Source organism: Flavobacterium sp. (assembly GCF_043722275.1).
Classification (GTDB): Bacteria; Bacteroidota; Bacteroidia; order Flavobacteriales; family Flavobacteriaceae; genus Flavobacterium.
Window position 1 is genome coordinate 24,999 of the sequence record NZ_JAYSPC010000155.1, and the last position, 20,758, is coordinate 45,756.

At 33.5% G+C, this 20,758-nt stretch carries 18 protein-coding genes; 1 reads left to right on the forward strand and 17 read right to left on the reverse strand.

Annotated elements, in window-relative coordinates; all coding sequences use genetic code 11:
- Nucleotides 1–58: 58 nt before the first annotated feature.
- The 7 genes from ACHZDT_RS19485 to ACHZDT_RS19515 form a co-directional block, all read right to left on the reverse strand.
- Nucleotides 59–967, reverse strand: coding sequence for a pseudouridine synthase (locus ACHZDT_RS19485; RefSeq protein ID WP_394776364.1), 909 nt, complete (start codon nucleotides 965–967; stop codon nucleotides 59–61).
- A gap of 328 nt (nucleotides 968–1,295) precedes the next feature.
- Nucleotides 1,296–2,252, reverse strand: coding sequence for a geranylgeranylglycerol-phosphate geranylgeranyltransferase (locus ACHZDT_RS19490; protein WP_394776366.1), 957 nt, complete (start codon nucleotides 2,250–2,252; stop codon nucleotides 1,296–1,298).
- Nucleotides 2,253–2,317: 65 nt separating this feature from the next.
- Nucleotides 2,318–2,908, reverse strand: a complete 591-nt coding sequence (locus ACHZDT_RS19495; RefSeq protein WP_394776367.1) for a DUF502 domain-containing protein — start codon at nucleotides 2,906–2,908, stop codon at nucleotides 2,318–2,320.
- 71 nt (nucleotides 2,909–2,979) lie between these two features.
- Nucleotides 2,980–3,918 carry a mevalonate kinase gene (locus tag ACHZDT_RS19500; RefSeq protein ID WP_394776368.1) on the reverse strand — a complete coding sequence of 313 codons (939 nt, stop codon included), beginning with the start codon at nucleotides 3,916–3,918 and terminating at the stop codon, nucleotides 2,980–2,982.
- A gap of 64 nt (nucleotides 3,919–3,982) precedes the next feature.
- Complete coding sequence (locus ACHZDT_RS19505) at nucleotides 3,983–4,222, reverse strand: type II toxin-antitoxin system RelE/ParE family toxin (protein WP_394776369.1); 240 nt, start codon at nucleotides 4,220–4,222, stop codon at nucleotides 3,983–3,985.
- Nucleotides 4,222–4,440, reverse strand: coding sequence for a hypothetical protein (locus ACHZDT_RS19510; RefSeq protein ID WP_394776370.1), 219 nt, complete (start codon nucleotides 4,438–4,440; stop codon nucleotides 4,222–4,224). Before ACHZDT_RS19510 ends, ACHZDT_RS19505 begins: the two co-directional genes overlap by 1 nt.
- Nucleotides 4,441–4,469: 29 nt before the next feature.
- Nucleotides 4,470–5,582 carry a diphosphomevalonate/mevalonate 3,5-bisphosphate decarboxylase family protein gene (locus tag ACHZDT_RS19515; protein ID WP_394776371.1) on the reverse strand — a complete coding sequence of 371 codons (1,113 nt, stop codon included), beginning with the start codon at nucleotides 5,580–5,582 and terminating at the stop codon, nucleotides 4,470–4,472.
- Nucleotides 5,583–5,733: 151 nt separating this feature from the next.
- Between ACHZDT_RS19515 and ACHZDT_RS19520 the strand changes: the two genes are divergently transcribed.
- A complete protein-coding gene (locus ACHZDT_RS19520; RefSeq protein WP_394776373.1) occupies nucleotides 5,734–6,210 on the forward strand; it encodes a TspO/MBR family protein in 477 nt (158 codons plus the stop codon).
- Between the two features lie 3 nt (nucleotides 6,211–6,213).
- On the opposite strand, the gene ACHZDT_RS19525 is transcribed toward ACHZDT_RS19520, so the two are convergent.
- From ACHZDT_RS19525 to ACHZDT_RS19570, 10 genes are all read right to left on the reverse strand, one after another.
- Nucleotides 6,214–6,963 carry a hypothetical protein gene (locus tag ACHZDT_RS19525; RefSeq protein WP_394776374.1) on the reverse strand — a complete coding sequence of 250 codons (750 nt, stop codon included), beginning with the start codon at nucleotides 6,961–6,963 and terminating at the stop codon, nucleotides 6,214–6,216.
- Between the two features lie 298 nt (nucleotides 6,964–7,261).
- Nucleotides 7,262–7,909, reverse strand: a complete 648-nt coding sequence (locus tag ACHZDT_RS19530; protein WP_394776375.1) for an HAD family hydrolase — start codon at nucleotides 7,907–7,909, stop codon at nucleotides 7,262–7,264.
- A 3-nt stretch (nucleotides 7,910–7,912) separates the two neighbouring features.
- On the reverse strand, nucleotides 7,913–9,121 hold the full coding sequence (locus ACHZDT_RS19535) for an NAD(P)/FAD-dependent oxidoreductase (RefSeq protein WP_394776376.1): 1,209 nt from the start codon (nucleotides 9,119–9,121) through the stop codon (nucleotides 7,913–7,915).
- 151 nt (nucleotides 9,122–9,272) lie between these two features.
- Complete coding sequence (locus ACHZDT_RS19540; protein ID WP_394776377.1) at nucleotides 9,273–9,950, reverse strand: glycerophosphodiester phosphodiesterase; 678 nt, start codon at nucleotides 9,948–9,950, stop codon at nucleotides 9,273–9,275.
- 218 nt (nucleotides 9,951–10,168) lie between these two features.
- Nucleotides 10,169–11,758 carry an alpha-amylase family glycosyl hydrolase gene (locus ACHZDT_RS19545; protein ID WP_394776379.1) on the reverse strand — a complete coding sequence of 530 codons (1,590 nt, stop codon included), beginning with the start codon at nucleotides 11,756–11,758 and terminating at the stop codon, nucleotides 10,169–10,171.
- Between the two features lie 166 nt (nucleotides 11,759–11,924).
- Nucleotides 11,925–13,787 (reverse strand): glycoside hydrolase family 13 protein, encoded by a 1,863-nt coding sequence (locus tag ACHZDT_RS19550; RefSeq protein WP_394776380.1) that lies wholly within the window; start codon nucleotides 13,785–13,787, stop codon nucleotides 11,925–11,927.
- 182 nt (nucleotides 13,788–13,969) lie between these two features.
- Nucleotides 13,970–16,084 carry a glycoside hydrolase family 97 protein gene (locus tag ACHZDT_RS19555; RefSeq protein WP_394776381.1) on the reverse strand — a complete coding sequence of 705 codons (2,115 nt, stop codon included), beginning with the start codon at nucleotides 16,082–16,084 and terminating at the stop codon, nucleotides 13,970–13,972.
- 27 nt (nucleotides 16,085–16,111) lie between these two features.
- Entirely contained in the window at nucleotides 16,112–18,415 is a 2,304-nt protein-coding gene (locus ACHZDT_RS19560) for a glycoside hydrolase family 65 protein (protein WP_394776382.1), read from the reverse strand.
- 187 nt (nucleotides 18,416–18,602) lie between these two features.
- Nucleotides 18,603–19,256 carry a beta-phosphoglucomutase gene (gene pgmB / locus ACHZDT_RS19565; RefSeq protein ID WP_394776383.1) on the reverse strand — a complete coding sequence of 218 codons (654 nt, stop codon included), beginning with the start codon at nucleotides 19,254–19,256 and terminating at the stop codon, nucleotides 18,603–18,605.
- A gap of 18 nt (nucleotides 19,257–19,274) precedes the next feature.
- Entirely contained in the window at nucleotides 19,275–20,630 is a 1,356-nt protein-coding gene (locus ACHZDT_RS19570) for an MFS transporter (RefSeq protein ID WP_394776384.1), read from the reverse strand.
- Nucleotides 20,631–20,758: the final 128 nt, after the last annotated feature.

Sequence of the window (20,758 nt, forward strand, 5' to 3'; positions counted from 1 at the left end):
AAAATCCCATTTTACAAAAGTAAAACAGGATTTATATTTAAGTAATTTGAAGTGTTTCTTAAACGTTTTTCAAATTGATAACTTCTTGGTCGGTCAAAAAGCGCCAGTTACCTCTGGGTAAATTCTTTTTGGTCAAACCAGCAAATGAGACACGATCAATACGTAAAACATCATAATCAAAGTTTTCAAAAATCGCACGAACCACTTTTACATTTGATGAACGTAATTTAAGACCCACTTCGCTTTTTGCTTCTTTCTCAATATAACTAACTTCTTCAACAAATACGCGATGTCCGTCAAGAACTAAACCTTTGCTTATTTTTTCTAAATCCTCGAATTTCAAGTTTTTATCTAATGAAACCTGATAGATTTTAGATGATTTTTGAGTCGGTAAAGTAAATTTACGAATCATATCTGTATCGTTTGTAAATAACAATAAACCAGTTGTGTTTTTGTCCATTCTACCAATCGGAGCAATTTTTGCTGTTGTAGAACCACGAACAAGTTCAAGAACGTTACGGTATTCCTGACCTTCGTCAAGAGCTGTTGTAAAGTTTTTAGGTTTGTTCAACAAGATGTATTCTTTCTTTTCAGGAGTTAACACAACCCCATCAAAATTAATAACATCATTTAATTTTACTAAATAACCCATTTCAGTTACCGGAATACCGTTTACTTTAACGTTTCCAGACTGAATGTATATATCAGCATCACGACGTGAACAAGCTCCAGAATTAGAGATGTATTTGTTCAAACGAATTTCGTCTGCAGCTTTTTGTCTTTTTGGAGCCTGATTCTGTTTTTTGATTTTTTCAGCCTTTTCTTCTTCGGCAGCCTTAACAGCAGGTTTCACTTTTTTTGGCCCTTGAGCGCGCTTCGCCATAGGAGGTTTTGGCTTGTTAGAGTTTGATCTTGAGCTATTTGGTCTCGATCCGCCTCCTTTATTATTGCCTTCCTTATTGTTCATAAATTCTGTAATTTGTGCAAAGATAGTTTATTCTTGCTAAATAATCCTAAGTTCATTGTTCTTAGATTAATAGCTATTAATTTTTAGAGTTGCTGGAGCATTACAATGGGCTTTTTTTAGACATTTTTTCCCGCTTTTCATTTCAATCTTTTATTTTTAAAGAAAAAATAAAAGGATTTCCATTTCAATCGGGGCTAAATTCAAACAATTGGATTCTTTTAAACATTTTAAACAAAGCTATTTCGCAGAGAGATACGCCAAGTTCACAAAGGTAAAATAAAGAAATCTGTGTAGATCTGCCTAAATCCGCATAATCTGTGGGCTATTTTTAGAACTTTAAAAGCAAGTTTTTGCCATGCCATAAAACACTCGGATTAATCAATACAATACAGCAAACACCTGAAACAATCAAAAATTTAAGCACATTGTGCAATAACAAAAACTGCTCCTTAGAATTTGATTTCCATAAATAAATCAGGAAAAATAATAAAACTGCAAAACATACATAAAAGTAAATATCCATATAACCTACATCATAAATGTTGATTAAGATATAAACCGGAATAATCGTTAATATCGTCAAAACAGTGATAATTTGCTTAGAAACCGTTTCATTATAAATTATCGGAATTGTTCTGTAATTGTTGGCGAGATCACCTTTTAAATTTTCAAGATCTTTAATCATTTCACGAATCAACAATAATAAAAACAAGAAAACCGCATGCGCCGAAATTACCATAAAATGACTCATATGATCCTCAATTTCTTCAAATAAAATTTTGTTGTAGAAATATAGCAGAATCGCAAAAAATGGTAAAACAGCTAAAAAAGCTGCAGTAAGATTACCAACAATTGGATATTTTTTTATTTTATGAGAGTAAAACCAAATCAGGAAAATATAGGCAGAAAAGAATAAAAAAGCACGCCAGGAAACAATCAAAGCCATTAAAGCAGCAATGAAATTAAGCGCAAAATAAACAGAAAGTTTTGTCTTTTGACTTACCAATCTATCTAACATTGATTTATTAGGTCTATTAATTAAATCCTTCTGACTGTCATAAAAATTATTAATAATATAACCTGAAGCAATAGTAATCGCTGAGGCAAATACAATAAAAAATAAGTTGAGATCAAGTAAAATATCAAGTGCTCTTTTTTCCGGTGCCAATATAAAAATAGCAGATAAATATTGTGCTAAAACAATAATAGGAATGTTGTAACCTCTCACTACTGAGAACAAACTAACAATTTTCATTACTAAAAGTTTATGCTGTCTGCTTAACATTTTTTAAAGTTAGTTTGGGGTTTAATTTAGCGCTTGTTTTAATTTAGAGTTTAAGAATAAAAACATTAAAGCTTGTTTTTTAGTAATGCTTTCGAACCAAAACCTAATTTCCGAATGCAAGCTAATGCTTCTTTTTGAGAAATGTCAACTTCTTTGATGTCTTTTTTTTCTACAAAGCAAACAGAACCACTCCATGGATTTGGTGCCGCGGGAACAAATACTGCAAAGTTGTTTTCGTTTATCTCCTCGATCAAAAAAGCAAATTGCAAACCTGCGTCTGTAGGAACTAAGACAACTTTTAAGTTTTCATTAGATTCAAAACCCATGATGTTTTCATTCGTTTTTTTCATAAACGAATAACCGGGAACAAAACTTAAAATTCCGTTTTCTAATCTCTGAATCAGTTTTTTTGCATACGCTGTTTTAGCAATTAAACCAGCAGAAATACAAAGAATGAAGATAATTAATATCGCTGCTATTTCTTCAATCGCCAATCCTAAAAATTTTACTTTTGGGAAATGGCTTATAATCGGAAGCGTGATTTTCTGAATTATGTGATATCCTTTTTCAAGAATAATCAGTAATAAAACTAACGGCGCCAGAAACAGAATTCCACCTAAAAAAGTTGTTTTGATAATCTTTAAAATATTATTCATATTAAACTTTCAGGTGATGATTTCTATTAAAAGCGTATTCAATAAGCTTGGTTTTTAAAGAAGTTTAAATTTTAAAATTGGTAAACAACCTCTAATTTATAATCTTTTAAAGATGCTTTTGCGCGCTCTAAATCCTCAGTAAAACCAAGAATGTAACCACCTCCGCCAGAACCGCAAAGTTTTAGGTAATAATCATTTGTGTCAATTCCGTTTTGCCATATTCCGTGAAATTGTTCAGGAATCATTGGCTTAAAGTTATTTAAAACGACTTTTGAGAGCTTTTTAGTATTGGTAAATAACGATTTCATGTCGCCATGCAAAAAGTTTTCTACGCAGGCATCAGTATATTTTACAAATTGGTTCTTAAGCATTGCACGGAAACCTTTGTCTTTTAGGTTTTCCATAAAAATGCTTACCATTGGGGCTGTTTCGCCTACAATTCCTGAATCTAATAAAAAGACAGCGCCTTTTCCGTCAAAACTTTGAGTCGGAATACCGGTTGCTTCAATATTATCCTTAGAATTAATTAAAATTGGAATGCTTAAATAGCTGTTTAAAGGATCTAAACCAGAACTTTTTCCGTGGAAAAAACTCTCCATTTGAGCAAATATATTTTTTAACTGTAACAGTTTTTCGCGAGTCAAATTCTCTAAAACCGTTATTTTATGTGTAGCATATTTATCATAAATAGCCGCTACAAGTGCGCCGCTACTGCCAACTCCGTATCCTTGCGGAATACTTGAGTCAAAATACATACCAGTTTCAACATCATTTTTTAAAGTTAGCAAATCAAAAGAAACCAAATCAGGCTGCTCATTTTGTAAAGCTTCAAGATAGGTTGTGTAACGTCTTAAACTTGCGTTTGATGCTATTGCTTCAGTCGAAGGATCTTCGATTTTTTTCAAAGCACCATTGTAAAAATTATAAGGAATAGAAAGTCCTTTAGAGTCGCGGATGATTCCGTATTCTCCAAAGAGTAATATTTTTGAGTAAAATAATGGTCCTTTCATATTTATTTAATGTCTTTCTTTATTTTATTTGGGTCTTGTCTGGTGTCAAAAAATGTAATTATATCTACTCTTTTTGTGTTGAATTTATAATAGATTGTTGTTTTGACAACACACATTTGCGATATTTGATATTTAGTTCCGATTTAGGGAAAATTTCAGGATCACTTTGTATTAGATAAATTACTTTGTCGAGGTTTGATATAAATTTATTTTTTACTGTTTTTGACCATTTAATTTCTAGGTACTTAAATAATTCAAATAAACTTTTTTCTGCATTTTTTGAAAAGATTATTGTTCTTTTCATTAACGATGCTTTTTCATCATATCTTCATACAAAACAAATTCACCTCGTTCAATTTGTCTTTCCCCTTCTTTAATTTCCTCTTTCTGCGCCTCAGTTAAATCATCCCACCAATCTTTTTTCTTTTTGGTTAACAATTTTTTGACCGCCAAAATGATTGAAAGGTCATCTGTTCCTTCCAGAATATCTATCACTTCTCGTTTTTCTAATTGAATGTCCATAATCAAAATTTTAATTAAAGATACGGAAATTATATTGCAATTGCACCGTCTCCAATTTGATCGCAAATGTACTGACCATTCTGACAAAATACAACTAATTCGTCCTTAATAAATTGTAGTACTTTGGCGCTAACGTTTTCGGGGTATAAAACATGAACATTTGCGCCGGCATCAAGCGTGAAACAAACCGGAATTTGGGTTTCATTCCTAAATTTCCAGATCGCATTTATGATCTGCAAAGTGTTTGGTTTCATCAAAATAAAATACGGCATTGATGTCATCATCATTGCATGCAAAGTCAAAGCTTCACTTTCTACAACTTTAATAAATTCGTCTAAATTTCCGTTTTCGAAAATGGCAATTAACTGATCCAGGTTTTCGTGTGCCTGAGCAAAGCGTCTTTCAGCATAAGGATGATTGTGCATTAAATCATGTCCAACTGTGCTAGAAACCTGTTTTTCTCCCTTATCGACTAATAAAATAGTATCCTGATAGTTTTTAAAATTGTCATGAATAGTATATGGAAATTCAACTCCAAATAAATCCGAACTTCCTTTAATGTTTTCCTGATCTCCCCAAACTACTACATTTCCTTTTACACTTCGACAAGCACTTCCGGACCCTAAACGCGCTAAAAAAGATGCTTTCTGATAAAAGTATTCATTTGTCATTTCAGGATTTAACGCTTTTTCTAAACTCATAAAATTCATTGCCAAAGCTGCCATTCCTGATGCCGAAGAAGCAATTCCTGAACTGTGCGGAAACGTATTTTGTGTATCAATCGTAAAATGATACTCTTTTAAAAAAGGTAAATAAACTTCAATTCGTTCTAAAAACTTCTGAATTTTTGGTTTGAAATCTTCTTTTGGTTTTCCTTCAAAAAGTAAATCAAACGAAAAACCGTTTATTTCACTAAGCGATCCCGAGGCGTCGGGAGAAATGCTTTTCTTAGAAAATCCCAACTTAGTAATCGTTTTACAGTTATTAAGTGTAAAACTAACCGAAGGATTTGCCGGAATTTGATTGTCTTTTTTGCCCCAATATTTTACTAATGCAATATTGCTGGGAGCGCTCCATTCAAAATTTCCATTTTCTATGGTCGAAGTATATTTTTTTGGAATAAAATCAGTTACTGTAAACATGAATTATAAAATTTTGGCAAAGATAGTTTTTATAATATTTCACCATATAAGTTATATAAGAAAATATAAGTTGGGCTTGAACTAAAATGAACTTTATCTCTTATATGGTTTACATTTCTTTTTAACTATTTTTGGATAAAAATTGAATAGAATGAATAAAGTTGTCAAAATTATCATAGCGCTGGTTATTTGTTTAATGGTAGGATATTCTGCGAGCACGGTTACAAGACCAAGTGTTGAAACGTGGTATCCAACTATTATAAAACCAGTTTTTAATCCGCCCAATTGGATTTTTATGCCAATGTGGACTTTGCTATATATTTTAATGGCGGTTGCGGCCGGATTAGTTTGGGATAAAATAAAAGAACAAAACGAAGAAGTAAAAAAAGCGTTAGGTTTCTTTTTGATTCAATTGACATTAAATGCCATTTGGTCGTATTTATTCTTCGGATTAAAAAACCCGATGTTGGCTTTAATTGAGATTGCACTTTTATGGTTAATGATCTACGAGACGTACTTAAAGTTCGTGAAAACCAATAAAACAGCCGGATATTTATTAATTCCGTATATGGCGTGGGTTGCTTTTGCAGCAATTTTAAATGCCAGTATTTGGTGGCTTAACAGATAATTTTTAGTTTAGAACTTCTAATTTTGCTTTCTTAAACATTTCGTTTTTAGCATATAAAAAATCCATTGTGGTTAAGATATTATTGTTTTCTATAAGTTTTGCAGATCTTGAATCAGCATCACAGAAATCAATAAATAAATCAACTTCTTCGGGTTTTAATTTTAATTGTTTTGTAAAAAAGTCACGAGGGATTGATGCCGCTACCAGCTTTTTGAAAACAGTTTCCGAAGTTTTCTTTTTGAGTTCGTCCTTTTTATCGTTATTAAATAAATTAAAAAGTCCTTTACCCATTCTGGTAAAGTCCATACCATTTGCAATACTTCCGTCGTAAACGCCAGTATATTTTTGTAAAGATTGGTTGTCTTTTGCAAATTTTATTCCATCAATATCTCTTTGGGAAGTGTGTACGGGATCAAATTTGATATTGGTTATTACGACCTCATCTAACTCAAATGCCTTGGCGCTCATATTGACAACAAGATTGTTTTGATCAATATTTTCCTGAGTTAATTTTAATCTTGTAAAAAAGTAATCTTTAGAGAAAAATAGTAAACTGTCTTTTGCTTGTACCTGAATTGAGAATTCTCCTAAATAATTTGTCGTTGTACTGATTTTCGCTGTTTTGTTTATAACCTCAACTTTATTTATCGGATAATTATTGGAAAAGACTCTTCCGTGGATTAATTTTTCTGTTTGAGAAATTGAAAGATGATAGGTTAAAAAAGAAATTATTGTAAATAATATTACTTTCATTTAGTGGTATTTTGTTTAATCTTGGTTTGGTTGTTTAGCTACTTTCATATTTAGATTTTTTTACAGAAAACTTCCTTTAAGAGTTTTCTGTTTGAGAAATAGAAAATTTGGTAAGTCAAAAAAAGAAATTATTGTAATGATTTCACTTTAACTTATTTGAATGTAACGGAAAGTAAAATTATTAGAATTGTCTTAATGAAAACTTAGAAAATCTGTAAAATCTTGTTAATTCGGATTTGAATAGTTTTCACTCACAGTCGAAGTTTCAGACCGTGACTGAAAACTGCGACTATAAATTTTACAATATTTCAATTAATTCCAAAGGATTGTTTATTACCAATTTTGCCCCACTTTCTATCAGTTCTTGTTCTGTTCGATAACCCCAGGTTACTCCAACAGCTAACATATTAGCATTCTTGGCTGTTTGCATATCAATATCAGAATCTCCAACAAAAAGGATTTCTTCGGGTTTTAAATTCCAGCTTTTACTTATTTGTAATGCTTCAAACGGATTTGGTTTTTTAAGGGCTTCAGTACTTAGTCCAACGGCATTCTCAAAATAGTCAGGAAATATTTCTGTCGCTATTTTTTTAGTAAGTTCATCCGCTTTATTTGAAAAAACAGCCAATTTAATATCCTTTGAAATCAAATTATTTAATAATTCAACAATGCCTTCGTATGGTTTTGTTTTTAGCGTGCAAATTTCGCGATATTCGTTAATCATACAATCAAAACATATTTCAATTTGCTCGTCACTATTGTTTGATGCCGGTAAAGCTTTGCTTACCAAATTTCGCAAACCGCTTCCTATAAAATATTGATAGGTGTCGTAAGTATGAGTTGGATGATTTAGACTTGTTAGTACGACATTCATCGCGTCCGAAATGTCTTCTAATGAATTGACCAACGTTCCGTCTAAATCAAAAATAATTCCTTTAAATTTCATTCTTTATATATTATTTGCCACTATAAACCCGCTTGTCCAGGCATTCTGAAAATTAAATCCTCCAGTTATTGCATCGATGTTTACTATTTCTCCGGCAAAATACATGTTTTGATGCAATTTACTTTCCATAGTTTTAAAATTGATTTCTTTGAGATCAATTCCGCCTGCGGTTACAAATTCTTCCTTAAAAGTGCTTTTTCCGTTTACCTGAAAAGTTGCTTTTGTCAATTGAGAAGCTAAATTTTGTAATTGTGTTTTCGATAAATCAGCCCATTTAGTTTCAGTTTCAATTGCTGAAGCCAAAACCAAACTTTCCCATAAACGATTTGGGAAATCAAAAGGAGATTTTTTCGAAACTGCTTTTTTAGCGTGTTCCTGTTTTAAGTCTTTCAGGATTTTTTCGGCATCTTCAGTATCAACATCATTTAACCAATTGACATAAATGGTAAACTGATAATTTTTATCGAATAAAGTGCGCGCTCCCCAAGCCGAAAGCTTTAAAATAGCCGGACCGCTCATTCCCCAATGTGTAATTAATAAAGGACCGGTTGATTCAAGTTTGGTATCTTTTACGTTTACAGTAACTTGTGCCGCAACACCGGGTAATTCTTTTATACGGGAATCTTTAATATTGAAAGTGAATAGGGAAGGAACAGGACTTACAATCGCGTGTCCTTGTGTTTGCAGCATTTCCCAGATTTTAGGATTACTTCCGGTTGCAAGAACTAATTTTTCTGTAGCATAATTTGTATCCTGAGTATCAATTTTCCAATGATTTTCGGCTTTAAAAATCGATTGTACACTTTGTCCGGTTAGTAGTTTAATTCCGAATTTTCCGGTTGCTTCCAGGAAACAATCGATTATGGTTTGAGATGAATTTGAAACCGGAAACATTCTTCCGTCATCTTCGATTTTTAATTCTACACCATGTTTTTCAAACCATTCAATTGTATCTCCGGAACAAAACTGATGAAAAGGTCCGCGAAGCTCTTTTTCGCCACGCGGATAAAATTTGACCAATTCATTTGGTTCAAAACAAGCGTGCGTTACGTTGCATCTTCCGCCACCGGAAACACGAACTTTAGAAAGTACTTCTTTCCCTCGTTCTAAAATGGCAATTTTCAGTTTCGGATTTTTCTCTGCAATATTAATCGCTGTAAAAAAACCTGCAGCGCCTCCGCCAACAATTATTATGTCGAAATTTATGATCATATTATTTGGTTTGCCATGAGTTTGTTTTTTGCCACGAATTGCACGAATTAGCACAAATTTTAAATCTGATGGGTTGTATTATTTTTTGCCACAGATTAAAAAGATTAGTATAGATTTTAAATCTTTTAAATCCTTTTAATCTGTGGCTATTTTATATTTTATCTGGAAAATCAGATATGATTCCGTCTACGTTATAGCTTTTTATTCTTCGAATATCTTCTGAATCATCTACTGTCCAGGGTAAAACCAGAAATCCTTTTTCCTGCATTTCTTTCGTGTTTTCCAAAGTTAGCAATTGAAAATCCGGATGAATGGCATATGCTTTAATTGATTCGGCGAAAGCCAAAGCTTTATCCAGATCTTCTTCCGTCAAAACTCCAATTTTAATATTTGAATTTAGATTTGATGTTTCTTGCAGTAAATCCCAATTAAAACTTGAAACAATGAAATGATTATAATTCCAGTTTTTATCCGAAATATATTCTTCAATTAAAGCAACAACTTTACCTGCGGTGCCTAAACCTTTTAATTCAATATTGATTAGGCATTTTTTATCTACTAAATCAAAAACCTCATTTAAAGTCGGAATTTGATATTTTCCATCAATCAAAAACGTTGTTAATTCAGCTAAAGAAAAAGTATTTACAAAACCTGTAGCGTTGGTCGTTCTGTCGATCGTTTCATCGTGAATGACTATAATATGGCCGTCAGAACTAAGGTGAACATCGAGTTCGATTCCGTCAGCATTTAAGTCTAATGCTTTTTGGAAAGATTTTAAAGTATTCTCAGGTTCGTATCCGTTTGCACCGCGATGCGCTATTTTTAGCATGTATTGAGATTTAACCGCAAAGGTCGCAAAGTTTTACGCAAAGTGCGCTAAGGATTAGATAAAAAGTTAACAACAGACTATAGGATTAAAATGATTTTTTTTTCACGCAGATTTTAAAAGATTTAAGCAGATCAAGCAGATAAATCTTAAAATTTAAATCTGCTCAAATCTGCAAAATCTGCGTGAAAAAAAACTTTGCAATTTCGCGTTTCTTTTTTTTAAGCAAGTTCTAATAAAACCAGTCCAAATTCAGAATCAACTATTGCTTTTCCGTTTTGAACTTCTGTTTCAATTCCTGAAAAAGCATCTTTTAATCGCGTTCCGTCTTTAAAAATGGAATCTACAGGAAGTTCTTTGGAACCAGTTCCTAAATCTAAGCCAATTATAACTTCATCAGTATAATTTTCATTCGTATAAATTCTGGAAAAGATATATGGTTTTGCTGAAATCTGTTGGTGAATTCCGGCGCCAATTGCTGGATGATTTCTTCGGAATTGCCCTAGTTTCTGCCAATGCAAAAGTATTCTTTGAGTTTCTTCCTTGGATTCAATGTCTTCCCAATTCATGAATGATCTTAATGTTGCATCGCCTTCTGTGCCATCAATGACAAGAGAACGACCTGATTCATCACCATAATAAACTTGTGAGATTCCAGGAGAAAGCAATAACTTGGTCCCAGATTCAAAAGTTCGATTACGATTTGCATCAAAAGGATCAGGATCATCGTGCGAGGATATATAATTAAGAACGCTAAAACCTTTTAATTCATTTTGAAGTTTTTCTGAATACTTCGAAAATATTATTTCATAATCATTTTGTACATCTAGTTTAAACTCAAAATTAATCATCGAGTTAAAACCATGTTGAAAGTAATTTACTTTTCGATCTCCAAAATCATAATCTAATCCGCCACTAATTTCATAACCGTAAACCTCAGCAATTGTGTAAAACGGGTTTTGATCCAGAACTTGTAAAGGATGATGTTTTTTCCAGGTTTCAAAAGCGTATTCGCATTCTTTTTTAAAATCGACCCAGACAATTTCTTCGGTATGTTTTACGGTATCGCATCTGTAACCGTCAATTCCGAATTCCAGTATATAATCGGTTAACCATTTTATGATATAATATTTTGGTGTTCTTGGGTATTTTGTTCTTTCGAAAAATTCATTTAACGACGTAATTTCTTTATCATAACGATCTTCGTTTTTCCACTTTTCAATTAAAAAAGATGGCAATTCTACTTCCTGTGTGCTTTCGGTTCTTACATCCGGAAGATTATCTACAAGAGTACACATTGTAGTATTTTCGAATGATTTGTAATCACAAACAATTCCGGTTCTAACCCAGTCTTCCGGCCAGATAGGATCTTCGGGAGTTACGGGTCCCGTATGATTGATAACGCCGTCAAGCATAATTCTGATACCTTTTTCGTGTGCTTTTTTGACAAGATTTGACAAGTCTTCTTTAGTTCCACAGTTTGGATCTAAAGCCGTCCAGTCTCTTGCCCAATAACCATGATATCCATAAGTAAGTCCGGTTCCTTCGTCAACGCCATCGTGAATTTGTTCTACAATCGGCGTAAGCCAAATTACGTTTATTCCTAATTGATCGAAATAACCTTCGTCGATTTTTTTTATAATTCCCAGGATATCTCCGCCTTCAAAACCACGGAGTTTTCCGGTAGTTTTTGTTCGGTTGAAGTTTATATCGTTCGAAGGATTTCCGTTATAAAAACGATCTGTAAGTAAAAAATAAATATTTGCTCCTTCCCAAACGAAAGGTGTTTTTGAAGTATTGTCGTTATTCATTGAAATTATTATGAATCTTAAAGATAAAGAAAGAAAAGTTCATAATAAAAAATTCCGCCACGAATTCACGAATTATTGTCTTATAATATTCGTGAATTCGTGGCGGAAAAACTTTGCGTAGACGCACTGCTGTGTGCATCTACATTATATACTATGTGTTTAAAAACTATTCCAATTCTAAAACAATTGCTGATTTTGGTTCCAAAGTAATTTCAGTAGCTAAATCGAATGTTTTTCCGGTTAGAATATCTTTTCCTGATTTAAAGTTTTTGATGTTTTCTTTAAAGCGATTTGTTTTTACAGATTGTTCCTTTGTATTATTATTGAAAACAACCATAACCGTTTTAGCATCAGTATATCTAAAATAAACATAAGTGTTATTCTCCGGAATATAATGTGTCATTTTCCCGAAGTGAACCGCTTCATTTGATTTTCTCCAGTTGAATAATTTTGAAGTAAAATCGAAATATTTTGCTTGTTCAGCAGTTCTTCCTTCGTTTGTAAAAGCGTTGTTTTTATCGCCAGCCCATCCGCCCGGAAAATCCTGACGAATGCCTGCATCGCCATTTTTACTTTTATCGCCGCCCATCCCAATTTCTGAACCGTAATACAATTGCGGAATTCCGCGAACGGTTGCCAACAAAGTCATTACCAGTTTGTATTTTGTAAAGTCATATTTATACTTATCGTTGATACGATCTGTATCGTGATTTTCAGCAAAAATCAGAATATTATTTGTGTTTGGATATAAAAAATCCATTGCGAAATTGTTATAGAATTTAATCATTCCGTTATCCCAATTTGCTTCATCGTCATTAAATGCAGAAGTAATTTGATCGTTTAAAGTGAAATCCATTACACTTGGCAAATTCGAATTATAGTTTTCGATCGCGCCAATTTTACTGTCTTTTTGCCAATATGCTAAATTCGCCTGATTGTGCATCCAGATTTCTCCAACAATATTAAAGTTTGGATATTCGGTTGTGATCGATTTTGCCCAATTTGCCATTGCTGTAGCATCAGAATAATTGTAGGTATCAACTCTGAAACCGTCAAGATTTGCATATTCTATCCACCAAATTGCGTTTTGAGTAAGATATTTTGCAACCAAAGGATTTTTAAGATTCAAATCCGGCATAGAAGGTACAAACCATCCATCAACGCAAACTTCCTGATCTAGTTTTGAGGCGTGAATATCTGTAAGTACTTCGCGTCTGTGATGCGTTTGTGTGTAATTTTCGAATTGATTAAGCCACGATTTAGTTGGTAAATCCTTTATCATCCAATGTGTAATTCCCCAGTGATTGGTCACATAATCCATCACCAGTTTAAGGTCTTTTTTATGCATTTCTGAAGATAAACGAACGTAATCTTCATTAGTTCCGTAACGAGAATCAATTTTATAAACATCAGATTGTCCGTAAGTATGATACGAATGTTGTTTGTCATTGTCTTCACATAAAGGCGTGCTCCAGATTGTTGTTGCGCCAAGAGACGAAATGTAATCTAAGTTTTTAATAATTCCTTCGATATCGCCGCCATGACGTCCGCTAGGATCTTGTCTGTTTCCTTTTTCGGTTAAAGCGGCATCGCTGTCATTTTTCAGATTTCCATTAGCAAAACGATCCGGCATGATTAAGTAAATCATATCCGATGCATCGTAACTTTTTCTGTCGGCCGAATTTGTTCTTCTTTCCTTAAGGGAATATTTCTGTGTAAATGCGACTTTGTTTTTAGTTTTGAAAGAGAAAACCAATTCAGAAGCTTTTAGATTTTGTGTGTCGATTGTAACAAAAAGGTAATTTGGATTCTCTGTTTTTTCTACATTTTTAATCACCACATTGTTTGAAACCGAAGCTTCATATTGCGCAATATTTTTTCCGTAGAACATTATCTGTACTTCAGGATTTTTCATTCCTGCGTACCAAAATGGTGGTTCTACTTTCTGGATTTGCGCTTTCGCGGAAGCAGAAAAGACAAGAATGAAGAGGAGTATTTTATAAATAATATGGCTTGTTTGAGTTCTCATAATTTATAGTTTAGTTTTTCCTGCAAGGTTTCCAAAACCTTGTAGGTTTGATTTAAAGTATTGTCAGTTCGAGCGGAGTCGAGAACCTTTGCGGCATCTCGACTCCGCTCGATGTGACAAAAAGGTTGATGATTAAAAAAAAGACAAGTAATCTTAGGGAAAATTACTTGTCTTTAAAAAAATTATTTAGTTTCGATTATGCTAATTGCATAACCTCCGCCTGGAGCAGATAACTGCGATAATTTTGATTTGTTTGTTACAGCAATTTTCTTGATGGTGTAAGCTTGCGGATTTGTTTTGTAGTTCGCATCTTTTGCATCAGCATAAATTGTAGCAGTGTATTTTTTACCTTTTTCAAGGAAACTGAAATCGATGTTTGAGGTACGAGATGTTTCTCCGTTTACGTTTCCTACGAACCAATTGTTTGTTCCTTTTGCTTTACGGGCAACGGTAATAAAATCACCTGGTTCAGCTTCGATATATTTACTTTCTGACCAATCTACAGCCACATCTTTAATGAACTGGAATGCGTCTGGAAAACGGTTGTAATTCTCTGGAGTATCAGCCGCCATTTGCAACGGACTGTACATTGTAACGTACAAAGCCAATTGATTACAAATTGTACTATTTACATGAGATTTATTATCAGGATTCATTTTGCTGATATCCATTTCGAAGATTCCAGGCGTATAATCCATTGGACCACCAATTAAACGTGTAAATGGTAAAACCGTTACGTGATTTGGTTTTGAACCTCCAAAAGCTTGGTATTCTGTTCCTCTTGCTGCTTCGTTTCCAATTAAGTTAGGATATGTTCTGCAAATTCCGGTTGGACGAACAGCTTCGTGAGCGTTTACCATAATTTTATAATCAGCTGCTTTTTCAATCGCATATTGATAATGGTTTACAATCCATTGATCGTAATGATTTTCACCGCGAGGCAAAATATCTCCAACATATCCGCTTTTTACAGCATCATATCCGTTGTCTTTCATGAATTGGTATGCTTTATCCATATGACGCTCGTAGTTTCTAACAGAACCAGAAGTTTCATGGTGCATGATAATTTTGATTCCTTTAGATTTTGCATATTCGTGCAAACCTTTTACATCAAAATCAGGATAAGGTGTTACAAAGTCAAAAACATAATCTTTTGAGTGACCAAACCAATCTTCCCAACCTTCGTTCCAGCCTTCAACCAAAACAGCGTCGAAACCATTTGCAGCAGCAAAATCAATGTATTTTTTTACGTTTGCGTTGTTTGCTCCGTGAGTTCCGCTTGGTTTTGCTTTTGAGAAATCAGAAACGCCCAATTGCACTGTTGGGAAATCGTTTGTGTACGACCAAGAGCTTTTTCCTGTAATCATTTCCCACCAAACACCAACATATTTTACGGGTTTAATCCACGAAGTATCATCAATTTTAGATGGATCGTTTAAGTTATAAGTCATTTTTGAAGCCAGGATTTCTCTCGCGTCATCACTTACCATAATCGTTCTCCAAGGCGAGTGACTTGGCGCTTGCATATAACCTTTATCACCTTTTGCATCCGGCGTTAACCAAGATTCGAAAATCATGTTTTTATCATCAAGATTCAGGTGCATACACGAATAATTGATCAGTGCCGCTTCGTGTAAATTGATGTATAAACCATCATTTGTTTTCAACATCAAAGAAGTCTGAACTCCTGTTGGTGAAAAGTTTTTTTGCGAAACATTTGCTGTAAATGCTTTTTCAGACAAACCTCTAATTTCAGATAATTTAGATTTTGTATAATCGTATTCCTGCGTGTCATAATCTCCTGGAATCCAAAATGCCGTGTGGTCGCCCGCCATTGCAAATTGAGTTCTTTCTTCTTTGATTACGAAATAAGTAAGATTCTTTTGAGCCGGAAATTCATATCTAAATCCTAAACCGTCATCAAATAAACGAAAACGAATTATGATTTGTCTTTCAGTTCCTTTTTGATTTAAAGTAACCGCCAGTTCATTATAATGATTTCTAATGTTGTCAACTTCTCCCCAAACCGGTTTCCAGGTTTCATCAAAAGTCGAAGTTTTTGTGTCAACAACTGTAAAATCGTTTAATAAAGATTTTTTATCATCTTTAAGTTCAAGACCTAATTTACTGGTTTTGATAACGTCTTTATTTTTGTATTTTAAAGTGTAAGTTGGAGTTCCGTCGTTTTGAAGAGAAAATTCCATTACAAACTTGCCTTCGGGTGATTTTAATTGTTGCGCTTTTGCAATTGAGCTAAAAGCAAACAAGATTAAACTTGCGAAAAATAAGTTTTTCATGTTTTTTAGTTTTTAGAGTATTTTAATTTAATTTATTTGTAACAATTTACTTGCGATTACGGGATTTCCGTTAACTATGATTGTTAAATCCTGATCTCCATCTACAGTAAAATTGGTTTCATTATGATTCACGGAAACTTTTAAAATTTGATTTCTAAAGTTGATTTTAAAAGAGTAACCTTCCCATTCTTTTGGAATTTTTGGAGAAAAATGAAGTTGGTCATTTTTAACCCTCATTCCACCAAAACCTTCTACAATACTCATCCATGTTCCTGCCATTGAGGTAATATGACAACCTTCTTCAACTTCTTTATTATAATCATCAAGATCAAGACGAGAAGTTCTTAAATAGAAAGTATATGCCATATCCATTTTGTCTAAATGGGCTGCCTGAATCGAGTGCACACAAGGCGAAAGTGAACTTTCATGAACGGTAAATGATTCATAAAAATCGAAATTTCTTTCTAATTCTTCTTTAGAAAAATGATCTTCGAAGAAATAAAAACATTGTAAAACGTCGGCTTGTTTGATGTAAGGCGAACGTAAAACACGATCCCAAGACCATTTTTGATTGATTGGGCGTTGTGCTTTATCTAAATCTTTTACAGGAACTAAATCTTTGTCTAAAAAGCCATCTTGTTGTAAATAAACTCCCAATTCTTCTGATTTTGGGAAATACATATTATCCGCTACTTTTTTCCATTCCTGAATTTCTGAAACCGAAAGATTTACTTTTTCTAAAATACGTTTGTGATCTGAAGGATATTCTACAGCCACTTTTTTAATTTGTTCCGATGCATAATCAATACACCATTTTGCAATATAATTGGTGTAGAAATTATTATTAATGTTGTTTTCGTATTCGTTTGGACCTGTAACGCCAAGAATAACGTATTGATTTTTATCTTTAGAAAACGAAGCTCTTTGGTGCCAGAAACGCGCTATCCCAATTAAAACTTCCAGACCTTTTTCAGGAATATAAGAGTAATCTCCGGTAAAACGATTGTAATTGAAAATCGCAAAAGCAATCGCACCATTTCTGTGGATTTCTTCGTGCGTGATTTCCCATTCGTTATGGCATTCTTCACCGTTCATGGTAACCATTGGGTACAATGCTGCGCCATTTTTGAAACCTAAATTGTCTTTAGCATTTTCAATCGCTTTGTCTAATTGATTGAAACGATACGTCAATAAGTTCCTCGCAACTTGCTGATCTTTAGTTGCCATGTAAAACGGAATACAATATGCCTCAGTATCCCAATAAGTAGATCCGCCGTATTTTTCTCCGGTGAAACCTTTTGGACCAATATTCAAACGGGAATCTTTTCCTAAATAAGTCTGGTTTAATTGAAAGATGTTGAAACGAATTCCTTGTTGTGCTTTTACATCACCATCAATCGTAATATCTGACATTTCCCAGATTTTTGCCCATGCATCAATTTGATTTTGAAGCAAAGTTTCATAACCTAAATTTACGGCAGCTTTTATACATTTTTCGGCTGCAGCCAAAGTATTATCGTGGTTTAAAGAAACGGTATATCCTCCAATTTTTTGAATTGATGAGGTTTGTCCTTTTGCGATAATAGTTCCATAAGTAAACTGAACTTTATCAGCTGTTGAATCTATTGTTGAAGGTGAAATATTCACATTTTCACCGTTTGCAAAAATCGTATTGTGCATGAAAGTCGTAACTTTAAAATGCGTTTTAAACGTTTGCGCGGTTACAAATGCATCACTATTTGATTTTTTTACTTCTAATGGTTCCCAGAATTTTTCTTCCCAGTTTGCATCTTCATTGGTTACTCCTGCATCAATATAAGGTTTGTAAACAATTTTAGCGTCTTTGTTTAAAGGCGTAATTTCATATTTGATAATTCCCGCTTCGTCTAAATCAAGAGAAAGAAAACGACGAATGTTTACGGCAATTTCAGTTCCGTTTTTCAACGTAGCTTCAAAAGAGCGATTGTACCATCCTTCTTTCATATTCAATTCTCTACGGAAATTTCTAACCTCGGTACACGTATTTAAATCAAGATTTTCTTCGTTGATTTCTACGTCAATTCCAATCCAGTTGGGAGCATTTAATACTTTTGCGAAATATTTAGGATATCCGTTTTTCCACCAGCCCACTTTTGTTTTGTCCGGGTAATAAATTCCGGCAATGTAACTTCCCTGAAAAGTTTCTCCGGAATAGGTTTCTTCAAAATTCGCGCGTTGTCCCATAGCACCGTTCCCGATACTAAAAAGACTTTCAGACGATTTTACTCTTTCTACATCAAATCCTTCTTCTATGATGGACCAGTTGTCTGGTTTTATATAATCTTGATTCATTTTTCTTTAATTAGATAATTGGATAATTAGAAAATGTGTCAATTAGAAAAATGAGATAATTATTTTCCTATTGAATTTTTTAATTGTTTTATCCTTTGATTGATGTTGTTTACTATTTTACGAATTGAAAAATGTATCGTGCAATTAGTCATTATCTAATTTTCTAATTGCCTCATTGACACATTTTTTAATTAATCAACTTGTCGATAAAGTTTTCGTCTATTACGGTAAAATCTTTAAAGATGTATTTAGCTTCATGTAAAATTGTTTCCTCACCAATTCCCACACTTACCATTTCGCCTATGTTTGCTGCCTGAATTCCGGCAACAGAATCTTCGAATACAATTGAATTTTTTGGATCAATGTTTAATAATTGAGCCGCTTTCAGGAAAACTTCCGGATCTGGTTTGGCATTGGTAACGTCGTTTCCGTCAACAATAACATCGAAATACGAAAGGATTCCTGTTTTTTCAAGGATTGGTCGGGCATTTTTACTCGCAGATCCCAACGCAATTCCTTGATTTTTTTCTTTTAATAGTTGCAGAATTTTAAAAACTCCGGGAAGAATCTCGCTTTCGTCCATGTCAACTAAATAAGTTAAGTAATCGTCATTTTTTTGAATTAACCATTTGTCTTTGTCTTCCTGCGAAGCCTGAACGTTTCCTAATTCAAGAATTATATCTAACGAACGTATGCGACTTACTCCTTTAAGTAATTCGTTATTTTCGTGTGTAAAATTTATATTTAATGATTGAGCGATTTTCTGCCATGCTAAAAAGTGGTATTTAGCGGTATCGACAATTACGCCATCAAGGTCGAATATGAATGCTTTTTTGTTCATTATATTAGAAATTGTTCTTTATGATTTTTGAATAGTATCATCTACATCTTTTACTTTGTAGACTAAAAGAGCAGCGATTAAAAAACTGACTCCACTTGTGATTAAGGCATAAATTGCGTCTCCATTGTAAAGATATTTTACAATTGGACCGCCAATAAGTGCATTTACAATTTGCGGAATAACAACGAAAAAGTTGAAAATCCCCATGTAAACCCCCATTTTTTTAGGGGCAATTGATCCGGCAAGAATTGCGTAAGGCATCGCTAAAATACTAGCCCAGGCAACTCCAACTAAAATCATTGGTAATACAACCCAATCTTCATTTGGCATGAAATAAATCGATATTAATCCAATTCCTCCAATGATTAATGAAACTGCGTGAGTTGATTTTCTTCCGATTTTTTTAGCGATGTACGGAAGGAAAAATAGTGCGATAATAGCAGAAACTAAGTTATAAACTCCAAATAAAATTCCAACCCAATCTCCGGCATCTTGATATTGCTGGCTTGAAGTGTCGCTTAATGGTAATCCGTAAATGTGATGTGCAATTGCAGGAGTTGTAAAAACCCACATACCAAATAATCCAAACCAGGAGAAAAATTGTACCCAACTTAGCTGACGCATTGTTGTTGGCATTTTTGCAAAATCAGTAAAAATGTCTGAAAGCTTTGATTTTTCTTCAGATGGAATATCGACTTCACTTTGAGGATCTTCAAAATTGGCTAATTCTTCAGGAGTATATTCTTTTGTTGTAAATAAAGTTACCAGAATAGAGGCTATTAAAACTGCCGCTCCAATAATAAAAGAAAGCGTTAAGTTTAATGGCACACTTCCCGGAACTGTACTATTTGAAACATGAAAATACTTGGTTAAAACATAAGGCAAAGCCGAACCAATTACGGCTCCAAAACCAATTAATGAAGTTTGAATACTAAAACCTGCTGTACGCTGATCTGTTCTTAAATTATCTCCAACCAATGCACGAAAAGGTTCCATTGCAATGTTGAAAGAAGCGTCCATAATCATTAACATTCCGGCTCCAACCCATAAAGCAGGCAATACTGAAATGAAAATATTAGCTTGTGGCATTAAAATTAATCCTACCGAAGCTAATATTGCACCAACAAGAAAAAAGGGCTTTCTACGACCAAATCGTCCCCAGGTTTTATCGCTGTAATGACCAATAACGGGTTGAACTATTAATCCCATCAGGGGAGCAATAATCCAGAACCATGATAGTTCATGTACGTCGGCACCAAAAATTTGAAGAATTCTGCTGGCATTTGCATTCTGAAGTGCAAACCCCATTTGTATTCCCAAGAAACCGAAACTCATGTTCCAAATTTCCCAGAAACTTAATTTACGCTTTTCCATTATCGTAATTAAAAAATTAATTAGACGATAAGCGCTTTGCTTATCAAAACTTACTTATGGTTCGAAGTAAAAGTAAAAGCTTTGAGCAGGCGTAAAAGTATTAATTATTTTTTTAATTCAAATCATAA

Excerpts from the sequence above, each read along its gene's own strand:
- ACHZDT_RS19550 (WP_394776380.1), bottom strand. The coding sequence starts at position 13,787 with ATGAGAACTCAAACAAGCCATATTATTTATAAAATACTCCTCTTCATT.
- ACHZDT_RS19530 (WP_394776375.1), bottom strand. The coding sequence starts at position 7,909 with ATGAAATTTAAAGGAATTATTTTTGATTTAGACGGAACGTTGGTCAAT.
- ACHZDT_RS19535 (WP_394776376.1), bottom strand. The coding sequence starts at position 9,121 with ATGATCATAAATTTCGACATAATAATTGTTGGCGGAGGCGCTGCAGGT.
- ACHZDT_RS19570 (WP_394776384.1), bottom strand. The coding sequence starts at position 20,630 with ATGGAAAAGCGTAAATTAAGTTTCTGGGAAATTTGGAACATGAGTTTC.
- ACHZDT_RS19560 (WP_394776382.1), bottom strand. The coding sequence starts at position 18,415 with ATGAATCAAGATTATATAAAACCAGACAACTGGTCCATCATAGAAGAA.
- pgmB (WP_394776383.1), bottom strand. The coding sequence starts at position 19,256 with ATGAACAAAAAAGCATTCATATTCGACCTTGATGGCGTAATTGTCGAT.
- ACHZDT_RS19555 (WP_394776381.1), bottom strand. The coding sequence starts at position 16,084 with ATGAAAAACTTATTTTTCGCAAGTTTAATCTTGTTTGCTTTTAGCTCA.
- ACHZDT_RS19515 (WP_394776371.1), bottom strand. The coding sequence starts at position 5,582 with ATGTTTACAGTAACTGATTTTATTCCAAAAAAATATACTTCGACCATA.
- ACHZDT_RS19520 (WP_394776373.1), top strand. The coding sequence starts at position 5,734 with ATGAATAAAGTTGTCAAAATTATCATAGCGCTGGTTATTTGTTTAATG.
- ACHZDT_RS19540 (WP_394776377.1), bottom strand. The coding sequence starts at position 9,950 with ATGCTAAAAATAGCGCATCGCGGTGCAAACGGATACGAACCTGAGAAT.
- ACHZDT_RS19485 (WP_394776364.1), bottom strand. The coding sequence starts at position 967 with ATGAACAATAAGGAAGGCAATAATAAAGGAGGCGGATCGAGACCAAAT.
- ACHZDT_RS19525 (WP_394776374.1), bottom strand. The coding sequence starts at position 6,963 with ATGAAAGTAATATTATTTACAATAATTTCTTTTTTAACCTATCATCTT.
- ACHZDT_RS19545 (WP_394776379.1), bottom strand. The coding sequence starts at position 11,758 with ATGAATAACGACAATACTTCAAAAACACCTTTCGTTTGGGAAGGAGCA.
- ACHZDT_RS19495 (WP_394776367.1), bottom strand. The coding sequence starts at position 2,908 with ATGAATAATATTTTAAAGATTATCAAAACAACTTTTTTAGGTGGAATT.
- ACHZDT_RS19490 (WP_394776366.1), bottom strand. The coding sequence starts at position 2,252 with ATGTTAAGCAGACAGCATAAACTTTTAGTAATGAAAATTGTTAGTTTG.
- ACHZDT_RS19505 (WP_394776369.1), bottom strand. The coding sequence starts at position 4,222 with ATGAAAAGAACAATAATCTTTTCAAAAAATGCAGAAAAAAGTTTATTT.
- ACHZDT_RS19500 (WP_394776368.1), bottom strand. The coding sequence starts at position 3,918 with ATGAAAGGACCATTATTTTACTCAAAAATATTACTCTTTGGAGAATAC.
- ACHZDT_RS19510 (WP_394776370.1), bottom strand. The coding sequence starts at position 4,440 with ATGGACATTCAATTAGAAAAACGAGAAGTGATAGATATTCTGGAAGGA.